This is a genomic window from Deinococcus sp. Leaf326 (assembly GCF_001424185.1).
Taxonomy (GTDB): Bacteria; Deinococcota; Deinococci; order Deinococcales; family Deinococcaceae; genus Deinococcus.
The window spans coordinates 136,315-157,656 of sequence record NZ_LMOM01000001.1; the positions used below are offsets into that span (position 1 = coordinate 136,315).

General features: G+C 65.3%; 31 protein-coding genes. 6 read left to right on the top strand and 25 right to left on the bottom strand.

Translation table 11 applies throughout. The annotated features are described in order from the left end of the window. Positions 1-151 precede the first annotated feature (151 nt). Complete coding sequence (locus ASF71_RS00680; RefSeq protein ID WP_056293360.1) at positions 152-637, top strand: GreA/GreB family elongation factor; 486 nt, start codon at positions 152-154, stop codon at positions 635-637. Here the strand turns inward: ASF71_RS00680 and ASF71_RS00685 are convergent. The 5 genes from ASF71_RS00685 to ASF71_RS00705 are packed head-to-tail and all read right to left on the bottom strand — an operon-like array spanning position 609 to position 3,590. Further along, positions 609-1,247 carry a methyltransferase domain-containing protein gene (locus ASF71_RS00685; RefSeq protein ID WP_056293362.1) on the bottom strand — a complete coding sequence of 213 codons (639 nt, stop codon included), beginning with the start codon at positions 1,245-1,247 and terminating at the stop codon, positions 609-611. The genes ASF71_RS00680 and ASF71_RS00685 overlap by 29 nt on opposite strands. Before the next feature lie 28 nt (positions 1,248-1,275). After that, the gene (locus ASF71_RS00690; RefSeq protein ID WP_056293365.1) at positions 1,276-1,857 is read right to left on the bottom strand and encodes a hypothetical protein; all 582 of its coding nucleotides are present in this window, start codon (positions 1,855-1,857) and stop codon (positions 1,276-1,278) included. Further along, positions 1,854-2,642 carry an ABC transporter permease gene (locus tag ASF71_RS00695; RefSeq protein ID WP_056293367.1) on the bottom strand — a complete coding sequence of 263 codons (789 nt, stop codon included), beginning with the start codon at positions 2,640-2,642 and terminating at the stop codon, positions 1,854-1,856. Before ASF71_RS00695 ends, ASF71_RS00690 begins: the two co-directional genes overlap by 4 nt. Continuing rightward, positions 2,639-3,328, bottom strand: coding sequence for an ABC-2 family transporter protein (locus ASF71_RS00700; protein WP_235514065.1), 690 nt, complete (start codon positions 3,326-3,328; stop codon positions 2,639-2,641). The genes ASF71_RS00695 and ASF71_RS00700 overlap by 4 nt, the downstream gene beginning before the upstream one ends. Positions 3,329-3,365: 37 nt before the next feature. Next, positions 3,366-3,590, bottom strand: a complete 225-nt coding sequence (locus ASF71_RS00705) for a YdaS family helix-turn-helix protein (RefSeq protein ID WP_056293371.1) — start codon at positions 3,588-3,590, stop codon at positions 3,366-3,368. Between the two features lie 116 nt (positions 3,591-3,706). Between ASF71_RS00705 and ASF71_RS00710 the strand changes: the two genes are divergently transcribed. The 5 genes from ASF71_RS00710 to ASF71_RS00730 are packed head-to-tail and all read left to right on the top strand — an operon-like array spanning position 3,707 to position 6,228. Next, positions 3,707-4,147, top strand: coding sequence for a hypothetical protein (locus ASF71_RS00710; RefSeq protein WP_056293376.1), 441 nt, complete (start codon positions 3,707-3,709; stop codon positions 4,145-4,147). After that, the gene (locus ASF71_RS00715) at positions 4,144-4,602 is read left to right on the top strand and encodes a hypothetical protein (RefSeq protein WP_056293378.1); all 459 of its coding nucleotides are present in this window, start codon (positions 4,144-4,146) and stop codon (positions 4,600-4,602) included. Before ASF71_RS00710 ends, ASF71_RS00715 begins: the two co-directional genes overlap by 4 nt. Next, positions 4,599-4,973, top strand: a complete 375-nt coding sequence (locus tag ASF71_RS00720) for a hypothetical protein (protein WP_156372530.1) — start codon at positions 4,599-4,601, stop codon at positions 4,971-4,973. Before ASF71_RS00715 ends, ASF71_RS00720 begins: the two co-directional genes overlap by 4 nt. After that, positions 4,973-5,344 (top strand): hypothetical protein, encoded by a 372-nt coding sequence (locus ASF71_RS00725; protein ID WP_056293383.1) that lies wholly within the window; start codon positions 4,973-4,975, stop codon positions 5,342-5,344. Before ASF71_RS00720 ends, ASF71_RS00725 begins: the two co-directional genes overlap by 1 nt. Continuing rightward, positions 5,341-6,228, top strand: a complete 888-nt coding sequence (locus ASF71_RS00730) for a DUF3560 domain-containing protein (RefSeq protein ID WP_056293386.1) — start codon at positions 5,341-5,343, stop codon at positions 6,226-6,228. The genes ASF71_RS00725 and ASF71_RS00730 overlap by 4 nt, the downstream gene beginning before the upstream one ends. Positions 6,229-6,390: 162 nt before the next feature. On the opposite strand, the gene ASF71_RS23360 is transcribed toward ASF71_RS00730, so the two are convergent. The 20 genes from ASF71_RS23360 to ASF71_RS00810 all read right to left on the bottom strand — a co-directional run bounded on the left by ASF71_RS23360 (position 6,391) and on the right by ASF71_RS00810 (position 21,341). After that, on the bottom strand, positions 6,391-7,191 hold the full coding sequence (locus tag ASF71_RS23360; RefSeq protein ID WP_156372531.1) for a hypothetical protein: 801 nt from the start codon (positions 7,189-7,191) through the stop codon (positions 6,391-6,393). 201 nt (positions 7,192-7,392) lie between these two features. Beyond that, positions 7,393-7,956, bottom strand: coding sequence for a toll/interleukin-1 receptor domain-containing protein (locus tag ASF71_RS22220; RefSeq protein ID WP_082505269.1), 564 nt, complete (start codon positions 7,954-7,956; stop codon positions 7,393-7,395). Between the two features lie 11 nt (positions 7,957-7,967). After that, positions 7,968-8,849 carry a DUF4231 domain-containing protein gene (locus ASF71_RS22225; protein ID WP_082505271.1) on the bottom strand — a complete coding sequence of 294 codons (882 nt, stop codon included), beginning with the start codon at positions 8,847-8,849 and terminating at the stop codon, positions 7,968-7,970. 2 nt (positions 8,850-8,851) lie between these two features. Further along, positions 8,852-9,244 carry a TIR domain-containing protein gene (locus ASF71_RS22230; RefSeq protein WP_082505273.1) on the bottom strand — a complete coding sequence of 131 codons (393 nt, stop codon included), beginning with the start codon at positions 9,242-9,244 and terminating at the stop codon, positions 8,852-8,854. 783 nt (positions 9,245-10,027) lie between these two features. Next, positions 10,028-10,330 (bottom strand): hypothetical protein, encoded by a 303-nt coding sequence (locus ASF71_RS00740; protein WP_056293393.1) that lies wholly within the window; start codon positions 10,328-10,330, stop codon positions 10,028-10,030. A 78-nt stretch (positions 10,331-10,408) separates the two neighbouring features. Continuing rightward, complete coding sequence (locus ASF71_RS00745) at positions 10,409-11,035, bottom strand: hypothetical protein (RefSeq protein WP_056293396.1); 627 nt, start codon at positions 11,033-11,035, stop codon at positions 10,409-10,411. Beyond that, positions 11,035-11,787 carry a hypothetical protein gene (locus tag ASF71_RS00750; RefSeq protein ID WP_056293398.1) on the bottom strand — a complete coding sequence of 251 codons (753 nt, stop codon included), beginning with the start codon at positions 11,785-11,787 and terminating at the stop codon, positions 11,035-11,037. The genes ASF71_RS00745 and ASF71_RS00750 overlap by 1 nt, the downstream gene beginning before the upstream one ends. Beyond that, positions 11,784-12,083, bottom strand: a complete 300-nt coding sequence (locus ASF71_RS00755; protein ID WP_056293400.1) for a hypothetical protein — start codon at positions 12,081-12,083, stop codon at positions 11,784-11,786. Before ASF71_RS00755 ends, ASF71_RS00750 begins: the two co-directional genes overlap by 4 nt. Next, the gene (locus tag ASF71_RS00760) at positions 12,073-12,600 is read right to left on the bottom strand and encodes a hypothetical protein (protein ID WP_056293403.1); all 528 of its coding nucleotides are present in this window, start codon (positions 12,598-12,600) and stop codon (positions 12,073-12,075) included. Before ASF71_RS00760 ends, ASF71_RS00755 begins: the two co-directional genes overlap by 11 nt. After that, positions 12,587-12,994 carry a hypothetical protein gene (locus ASF71_RS00765; RefSeq protein ID WP_056293404.1) on the bottom strand — a complete coding sequence of 136 codons (408 nt, stop codon included), beginning with the start codon at positions 12,992-12,994 and terminating at the stop codon, positions 12,587-12,589. The genes ASF71_RS00760 and ASF71_RS00765 overlap by 14 nt, the downstream gene beginning before the upstream one ends. Before the next feature lie 94 nt (positions 12,995-13,088). Next, a complete protein-coding gene (locus ASF71_RS23365) occupies positions 13,089-13,283 on the bottom strand; it encodes a hypothetical protein (protein WP_156372532.1) in 195 nt (64 codons plus the stop codon). Beyond that, a complete protein-coding gene (locus ASF71_RS00770) occupies positions 13,261-13,665 on the bottom strand; it encodes a hypothetical protein (protein WP_056293407.1) in 405 nt (134 codons plus the stop codon). Before ASF71_RS00770 ends, ASF71_RS23365 begins: the two co-directional genes overlap by 23 nt. Beyond that, on the bottom strand, positions 13,662-14,696 hold the full coding sequence (locus tag ASF71_RS00775) for a hypothetical protein (RefSeq protein ID WP_056293408.1): 1,035 nt from the start codon (positions 14,694-14,696) through the stop codon (positions 13,662-13,664). Before ASF71_RS00775 ends, ASF71_RS00770 begins: the two co-directional genes overlap by 4 nt. A 1-nt stretch (position 14,697) precedes the next feature. Next, a partial coding sequence (locus tag ASF71_RS24855) for a hypothetical protein (protein ID WP_235514066.1) occupies positions 14,698-14,940 on the bottom strand: 243 nt, incomplete at its 5' end. A 534-nt stretch (positions 14,941-15,474) separates the two neighbouring features. Further along, positions 15,475-16,194, bottom strand: a complete 720-nt coding sequence (locus ASF71_RS00785) for a hypothetical protein (RefSeq protein WP_056293420.1) — start codon at positions 16,192-16,194, stop codon at positions 15,475-15,477. Between the two features lies 1 nt (position 16,195). Then, positions 16,196-17,068, bottom strand: a complete 873-nt coding sequence (locus tag ASF71_RS00790) for a hypothetical protein (protein ID WP_156372533.1) — start codon at positions 17,066-17,068, stop codon at positions 16,196-16,198. Between the two features lies 1 nt (position 17,069). Then, positions 17,070-18,329, bottom strand: a complete 1,260-nt coding sequence (locus ASF71_RS00795; RefSeq protein ID WP_056293426.1) for a hypothetical protein — start codon at positions 18,327-18,329, stop codon at positions 17,070-17,072. After that, the gene (locus ASF71_RS00800; RefSeq protein WP_056293430.1) at positions 18,326-18,757 is read right to left on the bottom strand and encodes a hypothetical protein; all 432 of its coding nucleotides are present in this window, start codon (positions 18,755-18,757) and stop codon (positions 18,326-18,328) included. The genes ASF71_RS00795 and ASF71_RS00800 overlap by 4 nt, the downstream gene beginning before the upstream one ends. Next, the gene (locus ASF71_RS00805) at positions 18,754-19,521 is read right to left on the bottom strand and encodes a hypothetical protein (RefSeq protein ID WP_056293434.1); all 768 of its coding nucleotides are present in this window, start codon (positions 19,519-19,521) and stop codon (positions 18,754-18,756) included. The genes ASF71_RS00800 and ASF71_RS00805 overlap by 4 nt, the downstream gene beginning before the upstream one ends. Continuing rightward, positions 19,521-21,341, bottom strand: coding sequence for a hypothetical protein (locus ASF71_RS00810; RefSeq protein ID WP_056293437.1), 1,821 nt, complete (start codon positions 21,339-21,341; stop codon positions 19,521-19,523). The genes ASF71_RS00805 and ASF71_RS00810 overlap by 1 nt, the downstream gene beginning before the upstream one ends. Between the last annotated feature and the right edge of the window lies 1 nt (position 21,342).

Sequence of the window (21,342 nt, forward strand, 5' to 3'; positions counted from 1 at the left end):
AGGAGAATGCCCGCTTTACCCCTCGCCTGGCCTCCTCGTCCTTCCCGGTGGGGTCTGTCCTTGTTCGGCGCACACCCACCTCCCAGCTGTCCAGGGCAGTGTTCACCCGGTCACATCCCCAGCCCTCCGGCCGCTATCTTTCGTTTCACCCATGCCCTCTGCCCCCCAACTGACGGCCCAAGGCTTCAGGCGCCTCCAGCAGACGCTCGGGCGTGAAGAGCGCCGGCTCGAAGAAGCCCGCGACTACGTGCGCGATCAGCTCGAGTCCAACGAAGCCGAGAGCCTCAACCTCGCCGAAGCCCAGCAGCAGCTGGCAGCTCTCGAGGAACGCGTCGAGGAGTTGCGGGAGTTGCTCGACGCGGCGCAGGTCATCGAGTCGCCCGCCGGAGCCCACGCCACCGTGGGTCTGGGCGACGTCGTGGTGCTGACCGACCTCGGCTCGGGCCAGACGCAGCGGGTCCAGCTCGTGAGCCCGGCGGAGGTGTCGGGCCCTCTGGGGACGGTCGTCCAGATCAGTTCGGACAGCCCGGTCGGCTCCGGACTGGCTGGCCGCCGGGTGGGGGACCGCTTCACCGTGAGCCTGAAGCGGCGCGAGGTCCACTACGAGGTCACACGGATCGGAGAAGATTTGTCCTGAGTTGGGGAGGTTGCCTCTCCGAACGTTTCCTCTCCGGGCCAGCCCCCTCCCGGCCCCCGCCTTTCTTCGCGTCCACGATCAGCGACACGAAGCCCAGGTGCCCGCCCCGGTTGCGGTGGTCGAGGCGCAGCGAGCGGTAGATCGGCCCGCTGTCCAGGTCCCAGTCCCCGGCATGAAACTGCCCCGCATCGTCGCAATATTCGAGGAGTCGCACCTCAAAGCCCGCAGAGGCGAATACGTCCGCGAGCAGGCGGTGGTCATACACGATCCGGTGGTCGGCGGCCGGATGGTCGGCCGGGCCGGGGCCGCCGACCTGCACCGTGCGCTGGTAGTCGGGGTCGGCAAAGTGGGCGTCGGGAACCGCGCAGCGCAACCAGCCACCGGGTTTCAGGTAGGCGTGGCACAGACGCGCGGCCGCGCGTCCCTCGGTCTCGGTGAGGTGCTCCCAGACGTGCTCGCACAAGAAGGCGTCGGCCCGGCGCGCCCCGAACCAGCGGGCAAAACTCGCGGGATCGCGCAGGTCGAGGTCCTCCTGCTGGGTCGGAATCCAGCCGGGCCAGCGTTGCTCGCCGGCCCCGAGGATGACCTTTAGGGGCGTGGGGTCGGTCATCGCCCCAGTGTGCCGCAGAGGCCCCGACTCATCCGCGCCGCGCCTGCCATTCGGCCCGGCGCGCGGCGGCCACCTCGCCTGCCTGCGCCCAGAAGGCGCCCTCGAGGGCGGCGAGCGGTTCCGGCGCGGCCGGGTGCGTCTTCCGGCGGTAGTCGGTGATCTCCAGTCGGGCCAGCAGCGAGGTCGTCCCCCCGGCGTGGCGGCGCGCGGCGGCCAAGACGTCCTCCTCGCGGGCAGGCGTCGCCGCCGACACCAGGGCGGCGTAGGCGCGCGACAGTCCCTGCAACGCCGCCACGTCGGGCACGTACACCCAGGGCCCGTACTCGCCCAGCAGGGCCAGCAGGCCGGTCCATTCCTGCGCCATCACGCGGCCCAGCAGGTCACGGCGCGGCGTGTCCGGGGCCAGCCAGGGCCGCGCCGCGAGCAGGTCGGGCGCCAGGTGGAGCTCGCCGCTGTACTCGCCGCCGATCCTCTCGGCGTCGGACGGGTAGAACACGTCGCGCAGGTCGGCCAGATGCGCCAGGCGGGTGCGCGCCGCCGGACTCAGGCGCACGCTGCGGGGCCGGGGCTGGCCCAGGGCGGCCCAGGCGTCGGCGTCGGGCGCGCTCAACTGCTCGCGCTCGTGTAGCTCGCCACGGCCTTTTTCCAGAACAGCCGCGTGAGTACGAACAGGGCGGCCGCCACCAGCGGCGAGGTCAGGGCCAGTCCCAGGCTCAGGCCGCCGGTCATGGCCTGCGCGGGCACGGTCGTGATGAAGGCGATGGGCACCACGAAGGTCAGGAAGGCGCGCACCGGAACCGGAAAGGCCGTGACCGGAAAACGCCCGGCCCCGAACAGCCCGCTGAACAGCTCGGAGGCGTTCTGGGTCTTGACGAACCAGAACGCGGTCGTCGAGAGCGCCAGCCAGATGCAGTACACGATGACGGTGGCCGAGAGGTACAGCACCGCCGCCCCCAGCACCCCGCCAGGTGTGACCGCCAGTCCCGAGGCCGCGTAGGTCAGCAGCCCCAGTCCGATCAATACGTCGGGCAGCCGCAGCAGGTTGAGGTTGCGGGTACTCACCCCGAACTGCGCGTCGATGGGTTTGAGGAGGGTGAAATCCATCGTGCCGGTGCGCACCGCCTCAGCGATTTTGGACATGTTCGGCTGGATCAGCACGCTGATCACGCCCTCGGTGAGCATGAAAAAGCCCGTCACCAGCAGCGCCTCGCGGAAGCTCCAGCCGCCCACGGTGCTCACCTCCGGCTGCCCGAACACGACCGCCAGCCCCAGCAGGGCCACCCCGACCTCGCCCAGGCTCGCCAGCACCGCGCCCACGAAGTTGGCCCGGTATTCGAGCTGCGCGCTCAGGGTCGCCCCCGTGAAGATCCGGATGAGCCGCCAGTAGCGCCTCACGCCCCGACCGCCCCATACCGGCGCAGGCCCAGGCGCCACACCGTCAGGCGCACGGCCCACAGCACGGCCAGCCAGCCCAGGAGCACCAGTGCGCCTTGCCCTGCCTGCGCCAGTGTGGCCTTGCCGGCCAGCAGCTGTGCGGGCAGGCCCAGCATGTACGGAAAGGGCGTCCAGACCGCCACGTCCTGCACCCACTGCGGGTAGAAGGCCAGCGGTGCGAACATGCCGCCGAGCGCGGCGTAGAACAGCCACATCAGCTCCTGAAAGGACGTGCTGCTCTCGGTCCAGAAGGCGAGCAGGCCCAAGGTGTATTCCCACAGGAACCGGCAGCAGAACCCCAGCGCGGCCAGCCCCAGCCCCGAGGCCCACACGACCGGATCGGCCGAGAAGCGCGCCCCCGCCGCCCACGCCATGAACCCCACGATGACGAGCATGGGCACGAGACGGATGACCCGTTCGGAGACGTGCCCCATAAAGTGCACCCACAGGGGGTCCAGCGGCCGCAGCAGCTTGGGCGACAGGGTGCCCATGCGGATGTCCAGGTCTAGTTCCCAGGCCACCCACACGACCATGAGCTGACTGACCAGCCATGTCGCGATGAAGTAGGATGCGAACTCGGCCGGCGCGTAGCCCTGAATCTGCCCGTTCGGTGCCGAGGCCGCCTGCGACATCCAGACGAGCATCATGACGATGAAGCGTGCGTAAGCGGTGAAAAAACACGGGTTACTTCGGGACGACGGCCAGCTTGAACCCCAGCTCGTCGAGGATCGTCGCGACGTGCGCGGTGGGGATGCTGCGGCGGCCGCTTACGAATTGCGCCACGGAGGGCTGTGCGATGCCCAGGCGCTCAGCCAAAGCGACCTGATAGCCACGCGGCTGTGCCTTCATCTGCGCCCGAATGAATTCCTCCAACTGGTCCCAGTCCATGCCGTCCACGGTATCACGCATGATAGGCACTTGACTATTTATAGTCATTCTGCTATTATCAGGCATCAGAGAAGGGCGCGACCGAACGACCAAGAACGAATGCGCCCCACCTGAAATCCCCCAATCAGAGGACCACCGTGAACGATACCAAACCCCAACCCCGCGCGATCACCCGCACCTGGGACACCGTCACCCACGACCGCATGGACGGCGCCGTTGTTCAGGTCCGGCACCACACCGTCACCCTCAGCTGCGCCGACGGCGTCCTGACGGCCGAGATCGACGGGCAGCCCGCCGATGAGCGCGACGCCCGCCACATCCTGCGCGGCGCGACCTTCCGCGCCGTGACCGCCGAGGTCCTGGAACCCGAAGTGATCGGCAAGCCCGCCGCCTGGGAGCTGCACCGCGCCCTGGGTCGCGCGGGCATCCCCAGCAAGGAACACTACGGCTATGCCTCGGCAGCCCTCGACCGCCCGGTTTACAGCCTCGCGCTGCTGACCGCCGACGAGAGCGAGTCCGTGCTGCTGTTCCTCGCGTTCACCCACGGCATCGTCGCGCGCGCGGAGGTGGCGGCGTGAGCGCGGCCGCTGTCGCCCCCGCTGGGGCCGAGAGGGAATGCCAGAAGTGCGGTCGCCTGCTGGACGAAGTCGGCCGCTGCTGGGTCTGCGCCCCGGCCGCGCCCGCCGTCCCCCTGAACCTCAGCATGACCAACGTGCAGGACGCGACGTGCGAGTGCATTCGCGCGACCGACGCGCTTGCCCACTGCGCCCAGACCGAGGCTGAGGCCCGCAGCACCCTCGACCTGGCCGAAGCCGAGGCCCTGATCCTCGGAGTGGACGGCCGCAACGAAGCCGAGCGCAAGGCCGCTTTACGCCTGCGTCTGCGCGACGAATATGCGAGCCTGGACGCGGCCACCGCTGCGGTCCGGCAGGCCCGGCGCGACCTCGACGTCGCCCGACTCTGGATCGACGGCCTGCGCTACCAGCTCCGGCTGCTCGAAGTCCACCGCGCCCCCCGCATTGGAGGTGAATGATGTTAGTCCGCACCCTGAATGCCCTGCCCCTCAGCACCGTGCCTACGCCCGTGCGGGACCAGTTCGCGACCCTCGCCCTGACCGTCGCGGGCCGGGCGCAGATGGCCCGCTTCGCCGCCCGCGTGCAAGACCTGGCCCCCTCCGATGATGCTGAGGAGCTCGCGATGCATTTCTCGGAGGCCTTCGAGGAGCACTCGGCTCAGAAAGCCTTCGACGTCGGGAAGCAGCTCCGGCGCTATCTGGGCGAGCGCATAGACGCTGGCCTGATCCCGCAGGAGATCAAGGTCCGCTACGAATTCGACCGCGACACCGAACTCCGCAACGCGCGGATCGAGGAACTCTGCCGCCGTCTGCTGGAGGCGGTGGCCTGATGCCGCGCCCCGATCTGGAGGCCGCGCGCGCCCTCGCGCTGACGGTCCTGGGCCGGGGTGCGCACAGCACCCTGGACAAACTGGAGGCCGCCGGGCTGGTCATCGTGAAGCAGACCGATCTGCCGCGCGTCGACGGCCGCATCGAAGATTTGGAGAACGTGCGCGCGACGATCCCGGCCAACTGGTCGGAGCCGTGGCCGGTCACGGTGGTTACGGCCGAGGGCGAGCGCCTGACGCTGTACGCCCTGCACGCCCGGCATGAGTACATCGGCGAGGCGCTGCACCTGCACGCCGTGATGGGGATGCGCCTGGACCTGACGGTCAACCGGGCCGAGGAGCTGGTGCTCGACGCCTCGGCGGTGCAGCAGTGACCGCCGAGGTCACGAACGGGACGGCCACCTACAACCTCGACGACAACACGATCCGCTGGGTTCCAGCGGAACGACTCGGCCCGGCCGAGTACGCGGAGACGCGGTCGGTAGGGTTCAAGTGGTGGCGCAGCTTGCAGGCCTGGGTCGCCGCGTGGACCCCGGAGCGCGAGGACCTGGTGCTGCAGCACGTCGAGGCCATCGAGCACGAAGCGGACCCCGGGGACCCGCAGGCCCGTATCGTGCGTTTCGCCAGTCGGGCGGCGGCGGCAGATGTCCGGGCCGATCAGCGCGTGCGGTCGGCCATGGAAGGCCTGCCCCCCGGTGGGGAACCAATCAAGGTGGACCACCACTCGGCCCGGCGCCATCGCCGCGCGCTGGAGCGCAGTGACACCAACATGCGCGCAGCCGTCGAGGAGGGCAAGAAAGCCCAATACTGGCGCGACCGTGCTGCCGGCAGCGCAGCCCGCGCCCGGCAGCAGTCGGACCCCGGCGTCGTGCGCCGTCGGATCGAGAAGCTGGAGGCCGAGCTGCGCCGGTTTCAGCGGTCGCTCGACGAGCTGGCCGCCGTGGAGGTCACGCCGCAGACGGAGGCTCGCCACGAGCGCAATGTCCGGCACTGGAGTCGCTGGTCGGAGCACCACGAGTTGCGCCTGGCCTTCGAGCGCGGCCGTCTTGACAACCTGACTCCGGCGCCCTTCGCTCCAGCAGTTGCGTACAAGACGGGCGACCGGGTAGAGGTCAAGAAGTGGGGCCTGTGCGAGGTTGTCGGACCTGGCCGGAAGGATGCCAAGAATATCCGAGTCAAGATCATCTCTGGAGGTGCGCGGGGTATGAGCTTCCTGGTATCGGTCGCCGATGTGCAGGCCGTAAAGGTGGAACAGTGAAACTGCTCTATACTGTGTCTGGGACGTAGAGAATCACCAGTTTTCGATGTACCCCCCGGTGCTGTAGCGCCGGGGGTTTTTTCTGTTCCAGCCGCGCCAGCTCGCGCCATAAAGAAGCGTCCCGACCCCCCCGAGGGGAGCCGGGACGGAGGTCCGGGGCGTTCAGACGGCCGCAGCCTGCCACTGCGCCTTCGCCTTGTTCCGCGCACCGACTACGCGGTCACGCGCGTCATCAGCGGCCTGGCCCTCGAGGAGCGTCAGGTCAATCTCGGCGCCGCTGAGCTTCAGGTTGCCCCCTTCGGCGTCCACGACCGCGACGCTCCAGAACTGCTCTCCGGCCTTGTCCTGGGCCAGGAAGGCGATGTGGCCCACTGCGCCGGTCCTCCGGCCTTCGGCCGCCGCCTCCTCCTTGTTCTTGAGGCGCGGAGCGGTCAGCTCGCCCAGGTGGACGATGGGGTTCCGGGCGTGCTCGCTGGTGGCCACCGCGAGGTGGGCGATCTGGCCGCCGCAGGGTGGGCCGTACAGAACGGGGGTGCGCTTGGCCTTGGCCGGGGCCGCAGCAGGTGCGGGGGTCTCAGGCTGGGCCTCGGGGGCAGGGGAGACCTCAGGGGCCGCGTCCTGGGCGTCCTGGGGCGCTTCGGCCGCCACTTCAACGTCTGGCACCTGCTCGGGTTCGGGCGCGGCTTCAGCGGCCATCTCAACCACCGGCGCGACTTCAGGCTCGGTCTGCTCAGCTTCCTGCTCGCGGATCTCGGCGGCGGCCTCCAGGGCCTCGGCGCGGGCCTGCTGCTCGGTCTGGGCCTCTGCGATCAGGGCGCGGATCTGGCCGGGCGTGACGCGCTCGCGGTTGTGGCCCTCGCCCAGGAAGAAGTCCTTCGAGGTGCGCGTGATCGTGATTCCTGCTTCGGCGGCGGCGGCGATTAGGGCGTCTTTGTCAGCGGCGTTCATAGGGGTAGTGGTCATAGTGGTTTCCTCCGTCCCAGACGGCGTTTTCCGCCTCTCTGGATGTCTTTAGTCTGAAGGTCGGAGGTCGAGAAGTAAAGTCGGAAAAACGTGGAAACAGCGTCCCAGACGGTCTTGTTCGGTCAGACCGAACACGGATTTCTAACCAGACAAAGCGTGTAGGGAGCTGGGTGTTATTCAGCTCCCTACACGCTTTGTCTCTTAATCTCTAAAGACTATTGGGGTTTGTCTATAAGTTGGGAAATTTGGTATGTCAATAGAGTTGGGCGAAACAGATTTAGCAACTCTTGTGGTGAAAAGTCTTTTAGTCCACAAGACTAAGTTATTAGTATCCCTCACCACTTCAACAGTTTTCATGTATTCTGGTAAATCCAACACATTAGTAAGAGGCATCACCGCGCAGGGCACTGGCCTGTTTCTAGCTATACCAATTTCATAAGGAACCCACCACGACCCTCTGGTATTATCGCTAATAATTGCTATGAGATGCGTACAGGCGTTAAGTCCAAAATCTATAACGTCTACCACGGCCTGTGGATTACCAGATGAAGCTAGAGTAGGATTGAACGCTTCCATATAGACGTCTACATCGGCAAAATCAACTAAGAAATGAGCGAGTTTTCGGGCGACTTCACCATCGTTTTGTCGGTGGGATATGAAAATAAGAGATTGTCTTGAATTATAGCGACGACTCTCGTAATAGGCTTTTCCTCCCTGTGCACTCTTTGTAGCTGCCCCTAGGGATGTAATTATTGAACCGGCCATATTTCCTCCGTTTATATAGCATCTCTACGAGCAGACCACATAGTATGCTCTCTTGATATAGCATTTTCTGCATCTGAGACAAATATGCCAAATTGATCTTCTTGTGTGATTCGTGTTCCTTGACCAAAAATCGAAGCTAACTCCTGAGCAGCTAGACCATAAGAGTTACTAAGCTCCTGATATTTTTTTAGCTGAACCCAAGCCACTATGCAAGAGACTAAGGTTGTGAGAACACCAATGATACTAATAGGAATATTAGACCATCTTACAACTGCGAAGCAAAGTAGCAATATGACTATCTGGGATATCAGATTGATATTAGACCACATCTTTGCTTTACTTTTGTTAAAGTCGGATTTGGTGGCATACCACCTACGCTGATCTTCAATCCTCTTATTTAAGTAGATGGTTTTTCTTTCATTAAAGGAGAGGCTTCTAACATGCTGCATCTTAGGAGTCACTTGATTACTGGAAGCAGTGTTAGCGTCAAGCTTGCTGACAAAGCTCGGCCTTTCATCCCTAATTCGTCTTAAAACCTCGTCAAATAATATTTCTGCATCATCCTGTATATAGGGGTCACTACGCATCATAAAACGCCAAGATTTGGTTTTTACGGATTCGGCTACTGCGCGACCATCATACCAATCTTTGTCAGGCTTATTTGACAATAAGATAAGATTTATAATGATGCTTATAGCTATAGCAATGCCAGATGCAAAAGCTATATTTAATTTGCTATTTTCATCTTCAAAACTGAATACACCCAGTACGGCTATTCCTATTAAAAGCACCAGACTTATTCTGGTCATCAGAATATAAGTATTTTGCGATGACTTTGAAAGTCTATCAGCAGCTACAAACAAGCCGGGCAGATCAGAATCTTCTATCTCCATTCCTAGCTCAGACGTTTGTAGAGGGTATCTACATCCCAGTCAAAAGGAACAATTCCATTTCTCGTTAGGACTGCGGGAGTAGTGGCTTTTGAAGAGTCCCAAAATCTCATCGCAAGTACCTGCTTGCCCTCAGCAATGGCAAGCTCAATTTCCCACGGAACCCATTTGCGACTTCTGTGTGTATTTTCACCTATAAGGCAGACGCAGTGGGTTGATGATTTAATTTTGGGACGGATGACACTTTTAATATAAGCTTCATCTCGACTGTCGATTGCTTTACGGAGTGATTCATCATCCATCTCGAATTCTAAATTTTTGAAACCTGCCAAGCCTCTCAAAGTCCAAACTTTGAATTCGTCTTCTCCACGAAAAGATAGAAACGTTTTAGTTGGCATATTTTCTCCTAAGTCCTAACATATGAGTAGGCTTCGAGGAAAACACAGATAAGCTCTTCAAAAAAGAGATATCTGGGTCATCAGTCCACAACTTTTCAGATTGCCTGCTCAAAGATTATACATTGAGCAGGCGACGGAAGCCCCCACAAACGAAGAAAGACCCCACCCCGCCTGGGCTTCGTGCCCAGGCGGGGTGGGGCGGTGGGGTCAGTAGCAGCGGACGCAGTCGTTCCGCTGGAGCGGGCAGTTCCCAGTCAGCATGTGATTCACGGCCTGACATCGGCGCAGGGTGGACAGGGATCGCTCCCTAAGCGGGCGCAGCCGGGGCAGGGGCCACTGTCAGCAGGGGGCGCGGGAGTCAAGATGCCTCCAGATGGGTGCGGCATACATGGCAGGGGGTCGTTCTTGGTCGTCATTTCAGGGTCTCCTCGTGAGGTGGTGTGGAGTGCTCAGCATAGGGGCTGCTGCTCGAGGGCACACAACGCAAAAAGGCCCCACCTCGCCCAAGCACGAAGCCGAAGCGGGGTGGGGCCTTGAGGGGTTCCTACATACGACATGCAATCTATTGGAAGACCGCCGCCGCTGCCGGATAGAGTTTGCGAAATAATTTGGAGCAAAACCAGCGAAAAATGCCGTCTAGCAGGATATTTCTCCTGATTACACCAAATATTATTTCTCGGTATAAATCCGCCCCCGCCGAGGCAGATGCCAGAGCGGGGGCGGCTGCTCATTCAGGGCAACGCCGTACCGAACGAGGGACGCAGCATAAACCTTGCTGGACAGTCAATTCAGATATTCGCTCTGGTACATCCGGTCTTCCCACTCCAGGTGATCCAGCATGGTATCGAGCCGCAGCAGCACCTCCGCACGCCGGCGCTCCAGAAAGGCCGGTGAGGAACCCGTGTCGTTCCAATGTCGATCCATCACATGTCGAGCTGCGGCCCGAAGCTCATCACTCGTGACGTGCGCGGCGAGAGCGGCCTTAGCGATACGCTCCAACCGTACCAGGCCTTCAACGACCGCGAAGGATCCAAAGACCTCGTAGTCCTGGAGCTCCGCTAAAGCCTCGAGGAATGGTCCATCCATATCGGGAAATGCTGCCAGATTCAGAGACGCTCACGGGCATGTTCTAAAAAAGGATTTAGATCCCTCCAGGCCTCCTGATCAAATCCGCCTTGGACCAGTGTCCAACTCCGCTGCGCCTTCAGATTCCAGCCATGCCGGCGCTGGGCGGCTGAGGGGTACGTCGTCGAACGTGCCGGTCATGCGGCTCAGGTCCGCTTCACTTGCAGGCCGCGGCTCCTGCAAGGGGACAGGGGAGACCTGGGGCGTGGTTTGCGCCGCCGCCTCACTGGCCACGCCAGGGCCTGGAGGCAGCGGCCCGGCCGGAGAGGTGAGGCCTGCCGGCACAGCGCTCGACGTTGGCCCGAGCAGCGCGCCCAGGCCGAACCACGACGCGAAGGTTTTGAGGCCGTCACGTCCGATGATGCTCACCAGCCCGGCTAGTAGCCCGAAGGGTACCGCTCCCAGCCAGCCTTGCCCGAACGTGGCTCGCCCAGTCGTCCAGTGCAGCACCAGACTCGCGGCCAGGCCCATGCCGAAGGCCAGCCCGCGCCACACGTTCGGGGCCACGACCTCCACCGGCTGTCCAGCGGCCGCCGCCGCTTCCTGCTTCTGCTCGACGCCACGCTTCAGCGAGGCGACCAGCCCGAACACGAACAAGCCCAGCAGCACCGGGTTACTGGCCACCGCTTGAAGCCAGGCCAGCGCATCTCCATTCATCAGGTCCATCACTTCAGCTCCTTCAGCCGGTATTCCGGGACTTCGATAAGCACGGGCTTCTGGCCGTCCATCACGATGCTGATGTAGCGCCCGGTCAGCACCTTGTTGGTGTCGTGGGTCGGGTACCAGCCCTTGGGCATCACCAGGCCGCCGCCCGCCGCTGGGGGCTTGGCTGGGGCCAGCAGGTCTTGGTCCTCCAGCCACAGCTCGCGCGTCGGGGCGATCACGGTGGTCGGCTCGGTGAATAGGGACAGCGGCGTCAGGTAGACGTGCGCACTGCCGCCCAGCGGTAGGGTGGCCCCCTGCTGCTTCCGCCGAGCTGGAGACCAGTCGCTGTTCTCCAGCACATGGGGTACGCCCCCGATCAGGCCCGCGTACATGGCCGTGTGCCCGAAGGCCTGCGGCACCCGCTTCTTGCCGATCAGGACTGTCGCCGTGTAGGGCCAGTAGAAGATGTCGCCCACGCGGCGCTGTGCGAAGGTCTTGGTCAGGCCCAGCGCTCGGGCACCCTTCTCGTAATCGGCGGCCCAGCGGTCCACGCCACCGCGTGCCTTGCGGAACTCGTGGGCCTTCGTGGCGACCGGCCACGAGTTTTCGTCCAGGCCGAGGCAGCCTTCCGTGGACTCACGCACGAGCTGGGCGCAGCGGCCTCCGACCGTGATCGTGTCGGGGGACCACCGCTTGAGAGCGTGGCCAGCCTTGACCTGCTCGATGCCGTAGGCCAGCCACTCGCGTGCCGTCTGTGGTGCAGCGATATTCATGGGGTGTCCTCGTCTTCCGGTTCGTCCGGATCATTGGGCCACTTGCTGGGGTCGTAGCCGAGCTTCTCAGCCTCCCAGCGGGCACGCGTGCACAGGTCCTGCCACTCCATCGCGTACTTCGCCCGCTCGCGCAGGCGCTTGTTCTCCTCCTGGAGGGCGCCGCGAATCTCCTTCTCCTGCCCGGTCACCCCCGTCAGCAGCCCCTTGAGGAACACCCCCACGGCGGCCAGAACACCCGTCCCGCCTAGCCACGTCGCGGCCGTGCTCAGGGCGTCCTTGGTCTGCTCATCCGCCATGACGGCCCACTTTCGAGACAGGCTGCTTCAAGACGTGCTCTCGGAACCAGGGCTGCGGTTCGAACCAGGCCCACAGCGCCCGCATCAACAGCAGCCCCGACAGGGCGCCCGCGCTGAAGTACAGGTTCACTGCGCTGATCGATCCCACCGCCTGCCAGAACAGCGCCGCGACGAAATACATGTATCCCGCACTGATGGTCGTGCTGAGAATGCCCCAGGGCACTCGGGGTGGCAGGAGCCAAAGCAGTAAGGCGATGCCTAGCCCGATCAGGCCCCACCAGTTGAAGGGCACCACGTCGTCGAAGGCGCTGTAGCTGGGCAGGAGCAGCGGCGTGTTCGGCCGATACAGCGCCGGCAGTGCGAACGACAGGTGCACCACGATCAGCACCATGCGCCCGAACCACGCCACGCCGTCCCAGAACTCCCCGCCTACGGGAAGCCCCGCCCGCAGGGTGTACAGGGCGGCCCGCTTGAGAGGTTGGAGGGCCGCCCTGACAGCGCGCTTAAGGCGTGGCATTGAGCACCTCGGCGGCCGTCCAGCGGCCAGGGGTTTGGGTCCGGGGATTCCAGGCCTGGGCGTCCCACCACTCCCAGCGCCAGGTGTAGACGGTCCAGAGTTCGTTCTTCGGGACGGTGGACGTCTTGCCGAAGGTCCAGGCGCCCTGGATGGGCTTGATGGGCTGATAGGGGGCACCCTCGCGGCGGACGTTCTGGGTGCTGCTCTTGCGGACCCGCAGGGCGGTACCGTCCATACAGCCGGGGCTTAGGCGCAGGACGGCCTTGTACGTGACGGCCCAGGTGTAATCCGGGATGACCTGGAGGCGGCACCCGGGGGGGCTAGTCACGACTACGACGGCGGCGGCGGGGATGAGGGCGGCGCTGAGGAGCAGCAGGGCCGGGTGTCGTTTCATGGCGGTTCCTTTCTGCCCGGCATAAGGGAACCGCCCCAGGCCGGGCGCTGGGGCGGAATAAAGGGCTGATGAGCCTGTCTCTTAGGGGAATTGCTCAGCTCTCCGCGGAGGCCTCGCTGGCCGGGGCGAGCTCGACCGTCTGGGGCGCGGCCGCCTGGGGCTGGATGGTGCTCGGATCGTCGCTCCAGCCGCAGCCCTCGGGCAGCACGCACAACCAGTAGCCGGAGGGTTGTTTTACGCAGCGGTCGCCGCAGAAGTCGCAGCGTTTAGGAAGGACTGGTCGGGGCACGGTCTCGGATCTCCTGTTGGTAGGCGAGAAGGCTGGTGGCCTCCTCCTCAATTTCCTTGGCAGTCGACACCTTGCCAAGAGCGAGGGCGCGGGCGTGCAGCGTGTACCGCTCGAAGAGCTCTGCCCCGATCTCATCCATTTCCACCCGGTCGGCCGCGTGCGCCTGGGCTGCGGGCAGGGCAGCCTCCAGCTCGGCGTCCGTCGGCTGGGGGATAGGCAGAGTCCAGGCTGTGACGTACACCACCTCCCCAACTTGGAGAAGTGCTGCGCCTGGGTAGAGCCAGCGCAGGGCCTGGGCCTGCTCGGGGGTCAGGGCGCGGCCTTCAGGAAGCGTGCTGTATACCTCGCGCACGGGCTCGGGCGTGGGGATGTAGTCGATCATTGTCCGTACCCCCGGTGAACCGTCAGCAGGCTGTCCACGCCCACCGTGTAGTTCTGATCGCACGCGAGGTCGAACCAGAGGTTTTGCCAGGCGTGGAGAGGGATCGTCCCGGTGATGGTCAACGTCTCGTCGCCGCCACGCAGGGTGCGCTTGTGGGCCAGGAGCACGCCCACGCCGAGGCGCTGCGGGAAGACCGAGAGGACCGCCCCCGCCTGTCCACCCTTCACCGCGATCTCCAGGGTGTAGTGGTACAGCCCCTGACCCAGCTCGGTGTTCCCCCGCGCGCTGTCGGCCGGCTTATAGCTGTGGTCCGGCTGACCTCGGCCGGTGTTGTCCAGAACGGCGCGGTTGATCGGGAAGCGCGCCGGGAGGCCGCCCGTGACCGGGAAGTCTCCAACCGGCCCGGCGATCATCAGCCCGGTCAGGTCGGTCGAGGTCAGGGCGTAGCCCTTGCCGATCATCAGCGGCTGGAAGGACTCGGCCGTGTCGTAATCCCAGATCAGCTCGCCCGAGCCGGTGGGCTTGGGAATGACCCACTCCGCGCCGTTGTGCGTGATGGTGTCCGTGATCTGGAAGGGTGTGTTGCCCGCGTCCTCGTTGGGGATGTACCACTGGATGGTGCCGGCGCTGTAGACCGCCGTGCGGATGTAGAGCCAGTAGTACCCGTCCACGTTCTTGTACACGCGGAAGCCCATGCTCTCGCCCCGGTTGCTCAGGCGCCGGTTGCCGTGGACCTCGAGGACCGGCACGATGTCCCCGCCGCGCACCCCGAATGAGGCGAAGATGCGGCTGGTCTGCGTGTTGGCCGTGTTTCCGAAGTCGGACTGCCCCGTGATCTGGAAGACCACGCTGGTGCCCTCACCCGGCGAGTTGGGCTCATTGGGGACGTTGTTCAACCGGAACGCCCGGTACCAGCTGAAGCCCTCCAGGCGCTTACCCTTGAGCTGCGGCGTCTCCAGGAAGCTCAGGCGGCCGTCGTGGTTATCGAGCTTGGCCTCATTGGCGACCGGCTTGCGAGTGATCGTCCCCATCTCAGACCTCCTCGACCGGGGGCGGCGGCGTGGGCTGGGCAAGGGTGCGGTACTCGATGCACAGCTGCGCGTCCACCGCGCCCTCCCGCACGACCCGGTAGGCGAGCAGCTCCCGCCCCCGGATCTCCTCGGAGTCCCCCGCCGAAAGCAGTGGCGTCTGCGCCGACGCCTCGCCGCCGATGCTGCGCCGGATCGTGCCCGAAACCACATGCACGGTTGCCTCATGGAACAGGACGTTGGTCGGNAGTGGCGTCTGCGCCGACGCCTCGCCGCCGATGCTGCGCCGGATCGTGCCCGAAACCACATGCACGGTTGCCTCATGGAACAGGACGTTGGTCGGAATATTCGCCGCGACCGCCGTGACGGTCACCAAGGACGTGTAGCACCCCACCACCTCGGGCGGCCGGACGTGCAGGCCTTCGTACCCGGCCTGGGTCGCCAGGGTGCCTACCGAGGCGCGGACCTGCCCGAGCGTGACCTCGCGCGCGCTGTCCGGGTCACTCCCACTTCCGCCCCCGCTCTCGCCTGAGCTGCCGCCCGAACTGTCCTTGACGATCTCGACCGGGAAAGGGTTAGCGCGACTGACCGGCGTGAAGCTTTCATCGTCGTCTCCGACAAAGTAGGGCAAGACGCGCGCCTTGAGCGCCGTCAAAAAGTCGGCCAGCCCCTTGATCTTCAGGATGTCTCTGAATGCCATGTGCACCTCGCCCGGCCATGAATGCGAAGGCCCCCACCGGACCGGGTCGGTGGGGGCAAGAAAAGGCGCAGGGCACAGAGGTCAGCTCGCGCTGCTTCCGCCTCCGCCTGCGCCACCGCCGACGCCCTCGTCCTCGACGAGCGTGGGCGCGGGCCAGCTGTAGAGCTTCCCCTCGCTCGTGCGGTACCGCAGCACCGGCGCCGCGTCCAGATATCCGTTGTCCACGACCTCCAGCGCCAGCGGCGCAGGCTGTGGCCCCGGCAGATACGGGGTCGGGAGGAACTGCCCCGGCCGCAGCCGGAACGGTACCTGCAGCAGCGACACGTCCACGTTCGCCGGCGAGTACACGCTGTCCACCCCGGTCGTGCTGCCGTACAGGCCAAACCCCGACATCGCCTGCATGCCGTTCCACTGGGGCAAGTCAACGCCGCCCGGAAAGCGCAGCGTCACCTCCATCGACACCGCCTGGGGCGGCGGCCGCACGGGCGGGACGATCAGGCGGCGGCCCAGGCGTAACACCTGCGCCGCCGGATATACCGCCAGCACTTCTTGCGTCCCTGGGTCGGCCACCTGAAGCTGCTGCAACTTGCTCAGCGCCAACGCCGCCACCCCAGCGCTCTCGAACTGCACCCCGACGAACACATCAGCCGCATACGTCGATGACAGGGACAGACCGTAGTACGTGTAGCTCCCGTCTGCACGCTTCGACGCCGTGTTGTAGCCCAGCACCTGCGTCGTCGCGTTCACCTGCGCTTCCAGGGCCTGGAGCAGCGCTTTCGTGGCGTAAGGGCCAGCGGCCATCTCAGCTCCCTCCCTGCGGCAGGCCTGGGGTCAGCGGCAGGTGGTAATGCTGCCCTGCGTTGCCGTAGGTCGCGCGCCGGTAGACGTGCAGATATGGCGTGCCATCTGCCGGCCACACCACCTCCACCCCCGTTTCCAGGCCCAGGCCGCTGTCCGTGTTCTGCCCTGGATTCTGCGGCGTCGGTTGCAGGAACACCGGGAACTGTCGGGGGTGCAGCACCCCGCCCACCTCATGCATTGGGTAGACCGAGCTTGGCTCTAGCTCGATTCCGAAGCCGTGGCTCAGGCGGTTCTCGCTCGTGCCCATGTTGTTGTCGCCATACGTCCGCACGCTCAGCCCAGCGGGCGAGGGGGGCATGTTCGACAGGTCGAAGACCGGCAGGCTGTAGGCGATGTTCTGCGAGTTCTTCGGCGTGTTCACCTGGATGAAGCCGCCGTACAGGATGGTGGGGCGACGGAAGCGGTAGATCAGTTGCTTCATGGCCCCGGCCTCGGCCACCTGCAGGTCCGCGATTTGCAGGAACTGCCCGTACTGAGTGCCCGCAGACCCCACCATGAAACTCAGCGGATGTGCGACATGGTCGTAGGTGCTCGGCACCCGCAGTTCGATGGTGCTCAGGCTGTACTGCTGGACGGGCAGCGTGTAGTACATGTACTCGAACATCGTCTCGATGATGGTCGGGGGGGCGCCCTCGGAGACCGGGATGCGCACGAGGGCATCGGACTCGATGCGCTGCATGGTCGGGAGGATCAGGGGTAGGCCGTCCACATTTCCAACCAGACCAGCCCCACTGCCCCCGCCATTCTCCAGATTCGTCACCCGCGTCTTGAGCTGCATGTGCATCGCTTTTGTCGGATACGGTCCTGCGTTCATCTCAACTCCTCTTCAGGGTGTGGAACCCGTCCTCGTCCTCAGTGATCCACGCGCCCTGCACCATCTGGTAACCCTCCGCGTCGGTCGTCGCCGTCGCGTCCGTGATCGTCTGGTAGCCCTCCGCGTCCGTGATGACCGAGTACTCAGACCCCGAGTCGCTTGACCAGTAGGCCGTCACGTTCGCCGAGAACGCGGTGGTCGCACCCAGCGAGACGTACCAGCGGCCCGCATCAGGCGAGGCCACGGTGATCGCCGTGTTGGCCGGCACGTTGTACATCGCCGGTCGGTTGTCATCCGGCGGCAGGTTGAAGTCCAGCGACAGCGCTGGCTCCCCGCTGGGGCTGTCCGACATGACCACCAGCGAGGTCATCCCCACCGGCACGTCGAACTGGAAGGTCTGGAGATAGGTGTTGCTCGCGGAAAGCACCGCCTCCTGGGAGATCCCGTTCTCCAGCACGGGGTAGTCAGTCTGCCCACCACCGCCGCCCGCACCGGGTCGCCAAAGCCCAGCGACCTTGTCCCACACCAGGACCTGGCCGTCCTGGAGCCCGGTCACATCCACGTCGGTGAGCGCGGCCAGCGTCAGCCCCTTCCAACCTGCCCCCTCGGGGGAGCCGTCCGCCACCAGGGCGTGGCCGTTCTGCGCGGTGGTGTGGGCCGGGACCCCGCGCCCGTTCAGGCCTCGCGGTCCCGGCCCACCCGCGCCGCCCTTGAGGTTGCCCTGGATGACCCAGCCGCCGACGCCGCGCGTCCACACGTCCCAGGTGCCGGTGTCGAGATACAGGTCGCCGGCGCCACCCAGGCCCGCCGTCGGGGCACCGCGCCCGTGCAGCCAGCCTGCGCCTCGCTCGCCCTGTGGGCCCTGGCCGGGCTGCACTTCGACCGGCGTCGGCGTGCCATTCCCGCCGCTCCACGAGGGCTGCTCGGTATCCGGCCGCGTGAAGTCCCAGTAGCCGGGCTGGTCGGTGTTCGGCAGCACCCGCCGCTCGACCGTGCGGGCCAGGGGCGGCAGGCCTGCCTGGAGCACCACATAGGTCACCCGGACCTTCGGGACCGGCTGCCCAGGCAGCTCCGGCCCCCAGACCCACGCCGGCCCGCCACCGGGCTGCCCTGCCCAGCCACTGCCCGGCGCGCGGCGGTACAGCAGCACAGGCGGCGGCAGCGCGCCGTCCGGGTCACGGTAGTCGCCCAGGTAGGTCAGGGTGGCCGTCACCTCCGCGTTCTCGGCGCCGAGAACGTCGCCCATGAACTGGTACTTCATCCGGTCACCTCCCGACCATCCGGCCCAAACCAGCGCCGGTCCTGTTGCACCACGACCACCCGCAGGGTCGCGTTCTTGCTCTTTTTCCCGCTCGGCCCCAGTTCGATGTCGTTCCCCTCCAGGAGCCGGGTCACGGCCCGGTCGGCGCGTTGCAGCCACCTCGCCAACTGGACCCAGTACTGGATCTCGGCGGCGAGGTCGTGCATGGTCGTCTCGGTCCCGAGGTGGATGTCGCCTGCGAGGGAGAGTGGGACGGCGTCCCGCTTGTAGTCATCGGTGCGGACCTGCACGTCGCTGAGCGGGAACCCGTGCACAGCCGGGTGCAGCGCCCCCAGCCAGTGCGACGGCTCCAGCGTGCCCGGCAACTGGTAGCCGTACCCGTCCTCCGTGATGACCGAGTACCGCTCGCCACAGCCCTCGCCGATCACACCCCGCTCTCCTGGAAGGGCAGGATGCCGATGGTCGCCTGCGTCTCGATGGCGCCAGCGGAGAGCGTGAACTCGACGTTCGCCACGTCGAGCAGCCCGCCTTCCGCGTCCGGCACCTGCGCCGGGGTCAGCAGCGCGCCGTCGAGCGTCGCCTGGGCGTTCGGCCCCGCCGTGGTCGGATAGTCCAGCGCGGCCGGGCGCGGCGGCGGAATGAGGGTCTTGAGCCCGAAGTCTGGCGGGTAGGCCCAGAGGGTGACGGTGGCCCGGCCGGTGGAGCCGGGGGGTTCCACCGTACCCCCACCGCCCCCACCGCTGCTGCCCCCGCCTCCGCCCCCACTTCCGCCGCCCCCGCCTCCGCCACTGGTTTGAGGATCAGTGACCGTGAAGATGAAGCTCTTGTCGTAAACGGTCGATCCAGCCGGCTGGCCTGGAGCGAGCGTGTTCCTGATCGCAAGACCTACAGGAATGTCAGGGTCCAACCCCGTGGGGACGGGGTCGAAGGGCGTTTCGAGGGTCTGAAACTCCACGTCGAGGACGGCCCCTGGCGCAAGACTGATGTCCACTGTTCCGTAGATCGCGTGGACATTCTCCGTGAAGTAATTCGTGTCCCTGAACTTGTAGACCTCCTGCCCATCCAGCACGAGGCGGATCTGCGCTGTTCCCCCTGAATCGTAAAAAGCGCCGTACATGCTCGCGGAATACGACACGAGTTTCCAGGACGTCGCACTCCCGTTTTTGATCTGCCAGCCGTATTGAACGCCCATCAGTTCGCCTGCGTCTCTTCTTGAAAGATGATTTGCCACCACGCCGCGACGTGGAAGTACCAGCGCCCAGCCCAGCCGCGTCCAGGCGACGCGCCGTAGACCCAGATCACGTGTTTCTGTCCCCCGATGGTCACCTCGAATTCCCCCTCTGCGGTCGGCGCGCCGTGCAGCAGGCCGCCGTCGAAACTCAGCCCAGGCGGCAGCGCGCCCTGAAGGCCCGCCCCGGCGCCGAAGCTCTGGCTGAAGCGCTGTCCCACCGTGACGCGGATGTCCGGCAGCGTGCCCTCCTCCTCCCGGCCCAGCTCCGCCTCCTCGCGCTTCGATGCCCAGCGCGCGTTCAGGGAAGCGGCGAGCTTCACCTTCATGCTGCTGCGGAAGTACGACTCCGGGATGGTCAGCGCACTGGGCTGCCAAGGCATGCCCTGACTGGCCTGAGACAGCTCACCCAGTGGCGCTTCGGCCACCATGAGCGTCCGCGAACTGGCGAACGGATGCACGATGCCTGCGCCCTCAATCCCCTCCAGGGGCGTCTCGCTCAGCGGCGCATCCGGGTCAGGGTTGTCCTCAGCCGCAACGGGCACGCCGACCGCCTGCTCGTCCCAGGGCACGGTGCTCAGCCACATGGTCAGGCCGGTCACCACGCCCGGCCCGAGATTCTGTCCGACGAAGCCGTAGCTCAGTTTTCCCGAGAGCGGCTCGTAGAACGACCCCACCACCTGATCTACCTGGGCGAGTCGGACCACGTCCCGCGCGTCTGCCAGGTCCTCGGCCGCCTGTACGGTGACCGGGTGGCCTTCGCCCAGCGTCGTCAGGGCGAGGTTGTACGCCCCATCTGCCAACGCCAGGGCACTCTGCGCCTGGGTGAGCTGTTCATTGTCCTGACCGGCCAGGGCCGACCCCTCGAACCACGCCTGCAGGTCGTACACGCTGACGTGGGCGTATTGGTTGGCCGAGACGCGCCGCACCGTCGGACCACTCTGGGAGAGAGGCAGGTCCCGCTCGATCAGGCGTTGGTTTGGGCCAATGTTCGTGGTCAACCGCATCGCCGCCGCCGCGGGGGCAAACGCGTCACTCAGGATCACTTCGCGCTGATTGACCACTGCGGGCCCGGTGGGTTGCACCCCCTCTTTGTAGGTCACCTCCCCCGCGTCGACCGCCTTCCTCGGTGCCCAGGCAGGTCGCTCGATGCCTTTGTACTCGCCCCGCGCCCAACCGGCTGGCCCCGCCCAGCGGGACTCGGTGCCGTAAGGCAGCACGACCTCGCCAGTGCTCTTCCAGTCGTACCAGCGAGCACGCGAGATCTGCACGGGGGAACCGTCGCCAGGCCGGGCCAGCAGCACCGCCCCGGTCCAGTCCACGCCGATGCTGGCGCTTGGGTTGGCTTTCAGGGCACGGTCGACCACGGCGCGGTTCGTGTCGGTGTAACTGTCGGCCCCCGGGTCCAGCGTGTTGTAGGTGATCAGGCGGCCGTCGTAGTAGCCGTCGAGGTCCACGACTTCGAGCGGCAGGATCTCCAGGGTCCACTCGTTCAGGGCGTCGGGTTTGGCCGGAGGCAGGATGCCCTGGCAGACCGGCACCCAGCCGTGCGTGCGGCTGAGCAGGTTGACCTGCACGAGCTGCTTGAAGGGCCGGGGGATGCTGCGCGGACGCTTGAGGGCGAGGCTGCCGCTCGCCAGACAGCCGATGCCGTCGAGCTGGATGCGGGCCGTGGAGATGGGACCGGGGGTGCTGCTGCGGTAGCTCTCGCTGCCGATCAACACCTCCCAGTCCACGAGGTCAGCGCGTGGAATCCACACGCCTTCCAGGGTCTGTCGGTTCAAG

Excerpts from the sequence above, each read along its gene's own strand:
- ASF71_RS00805 (WP_056293434.1), bottom strand. The coding sequence starts at position 19,521 with ATGGGCGTTCAATACGGCTGGCAGATCAAAAACGGGAGTGCGACGTCC.
- ASF71_RS00755 (WP_056293400.1), bottom strand. The coding sequence starts at position 12,083 with ATGGCGGATGAGCAGACCAAGGACGCCCTGAGCACGGCCGCGACGTGG.
- ASF71_RS00785 (WP_056293420.1), bottom strand. The coding sequence starts at position 16,194 with ATGGCCGCTGGCCCTTACGCCACGAAAGCGCTGCTCCAGGCCCTGGAA.
- ASF71_RS00705 (WP_056293371.1), bottom strand. The coding sequence starts at position 3,590 with ATGCGTGATACCGTGGACGGCATGGACTGGGACCAGTTGGAGGAATTC.
- ASF71_RS00725 (WP_056293383.1), top strand. The coding sequence starts at position 4,973 with ATGCCGCGCCCCGATCTGGAGGCCGCGCGCGCCCTCGCGCTGACGGTC.
- ASF71_RS00740 (WP_056293393.1), bottom strand. The coding sequence starts at position 10,330 with ATGGATGGACCATTCCTCGAGGCTTTAGCGGAGCTCCAGGACTACGAG.
- ASF71_RS00750 (WP_056293398.1), bottom strand. The coding sequence starts at position 11,787 with ATGAATATCGCTGCACCACAGACGGCACGCGAGTGGCTGGCCTACGGC.
- ASF71_RS00720 (WP_156372530.1), top strand. The coding sequence starts at position 4,599 with ATGATGTTAGTCCGCACCCTGAATGCCCTGCCCCTCAGCACCGTGCCT.
- ASF71_RS00790 (WP_156372533.1), bottom strand. The coding sequence starts at position 17,068 with ATGAACGCAGGACCGTATCCGACAAAAGCGATGCACATGCAGCTCAAG.
- ASF71_RS00765 (WP_056293404.1), bottom strand. The coding sequence starts at position 12,994 with ATGAAACGACACCCGGCCCTGCTGCTCCTCAGCGCCGCCCTCATCCCC.
- ASF71_RS00775 (WP_056293408.1), bottom strand. The coding sequence starts at position 14,696 with ATGGGGACGATCACTCGCAAGCCGGTCGCCAATGAGGCCAAGCTCGAT.
- ASF71_RS00760 (WP_056293403.1), bottom strand. The coding sequence starts at position 12,600 with ATGCCACGCCTTAAGCGCGCTGTCAGGGCGGCCCTCCAACCTCTCAAG.
- ASF71_RS22225 (WP_082505271.1), bottom strand. The coding sequence starts at position 8,849 with ATGGAGATAGAAGATTCTGATCTGCCCGGCTTGTTTGTAGCTGCTGAT.
- ASF71_RS00685 (WP_056293362.1), bottom strand. The coding sequence starts at position 1,247 with ATGACCGACCCCACGCCCCTAAAGGTCATCCTCGGGGCCGGCGAGCAA.
- ASF71_RS22220 (WP_082505269.1), bottom strand. The coding sequence starts at position 7,956 with ATGGCCGGTTCAATAATTACATCCCTAGGGGCAGCTACAAAGAGTGCA.
- ASF71_RS00745 (WP_056293396.1), bottom strand. The coding sequence starts at position 11,035 with ATGGACCTGATGAATGGAGATGCGCTGGCCTGGCTTCAAGCGGTGGCC.
- ASF71_RS22230 (WP_082505273.1), bottom strand. The coding sequence starts at position 9,244 with ATGCCAACTAAAACGTTTCTATCTTTTCGTGGAGAAGACGAATTCAAA.
- ASF71_RS00700 (WP_235514065.1), bottom strand. The coding sequence starts at position 3,328 with ATGATGCTCGTCTGGATGTCGCAGGCGGCCTCGGCACCGAACGGGCAG.
- ASF71_RS00795 (WP_056293426.1), bottom strand. The coding sequence starts at position 18,329 with ATGAAGTACCAGTTCATGGGCGACGTTCTCGGCGCCGAGAACGCGGAG.
- ASF71_RS00770 (WP_056293407.1), bottom strand. The coding sequence starts at position 13,665 with ATGATCGACTACATCCCCACGCCCGAGCCCGTGCGCGAGGTATACAGC.
- ASF71_RS23360 (WP_156372531.1), bottom strand. The coding sequence starts at position 7,191 with ATGACCACTACCCCTATGAACGCCGCTGACAAAGACGCCCTAATCGCC.
- ASF71_RS00680 (WP_056293360.1), top strand. The coding sequence starts at position 152 with ATGCCCTCTGCCCCCCAACTGACGGCCCAAGGCTTCAGGCGCCTCCAG.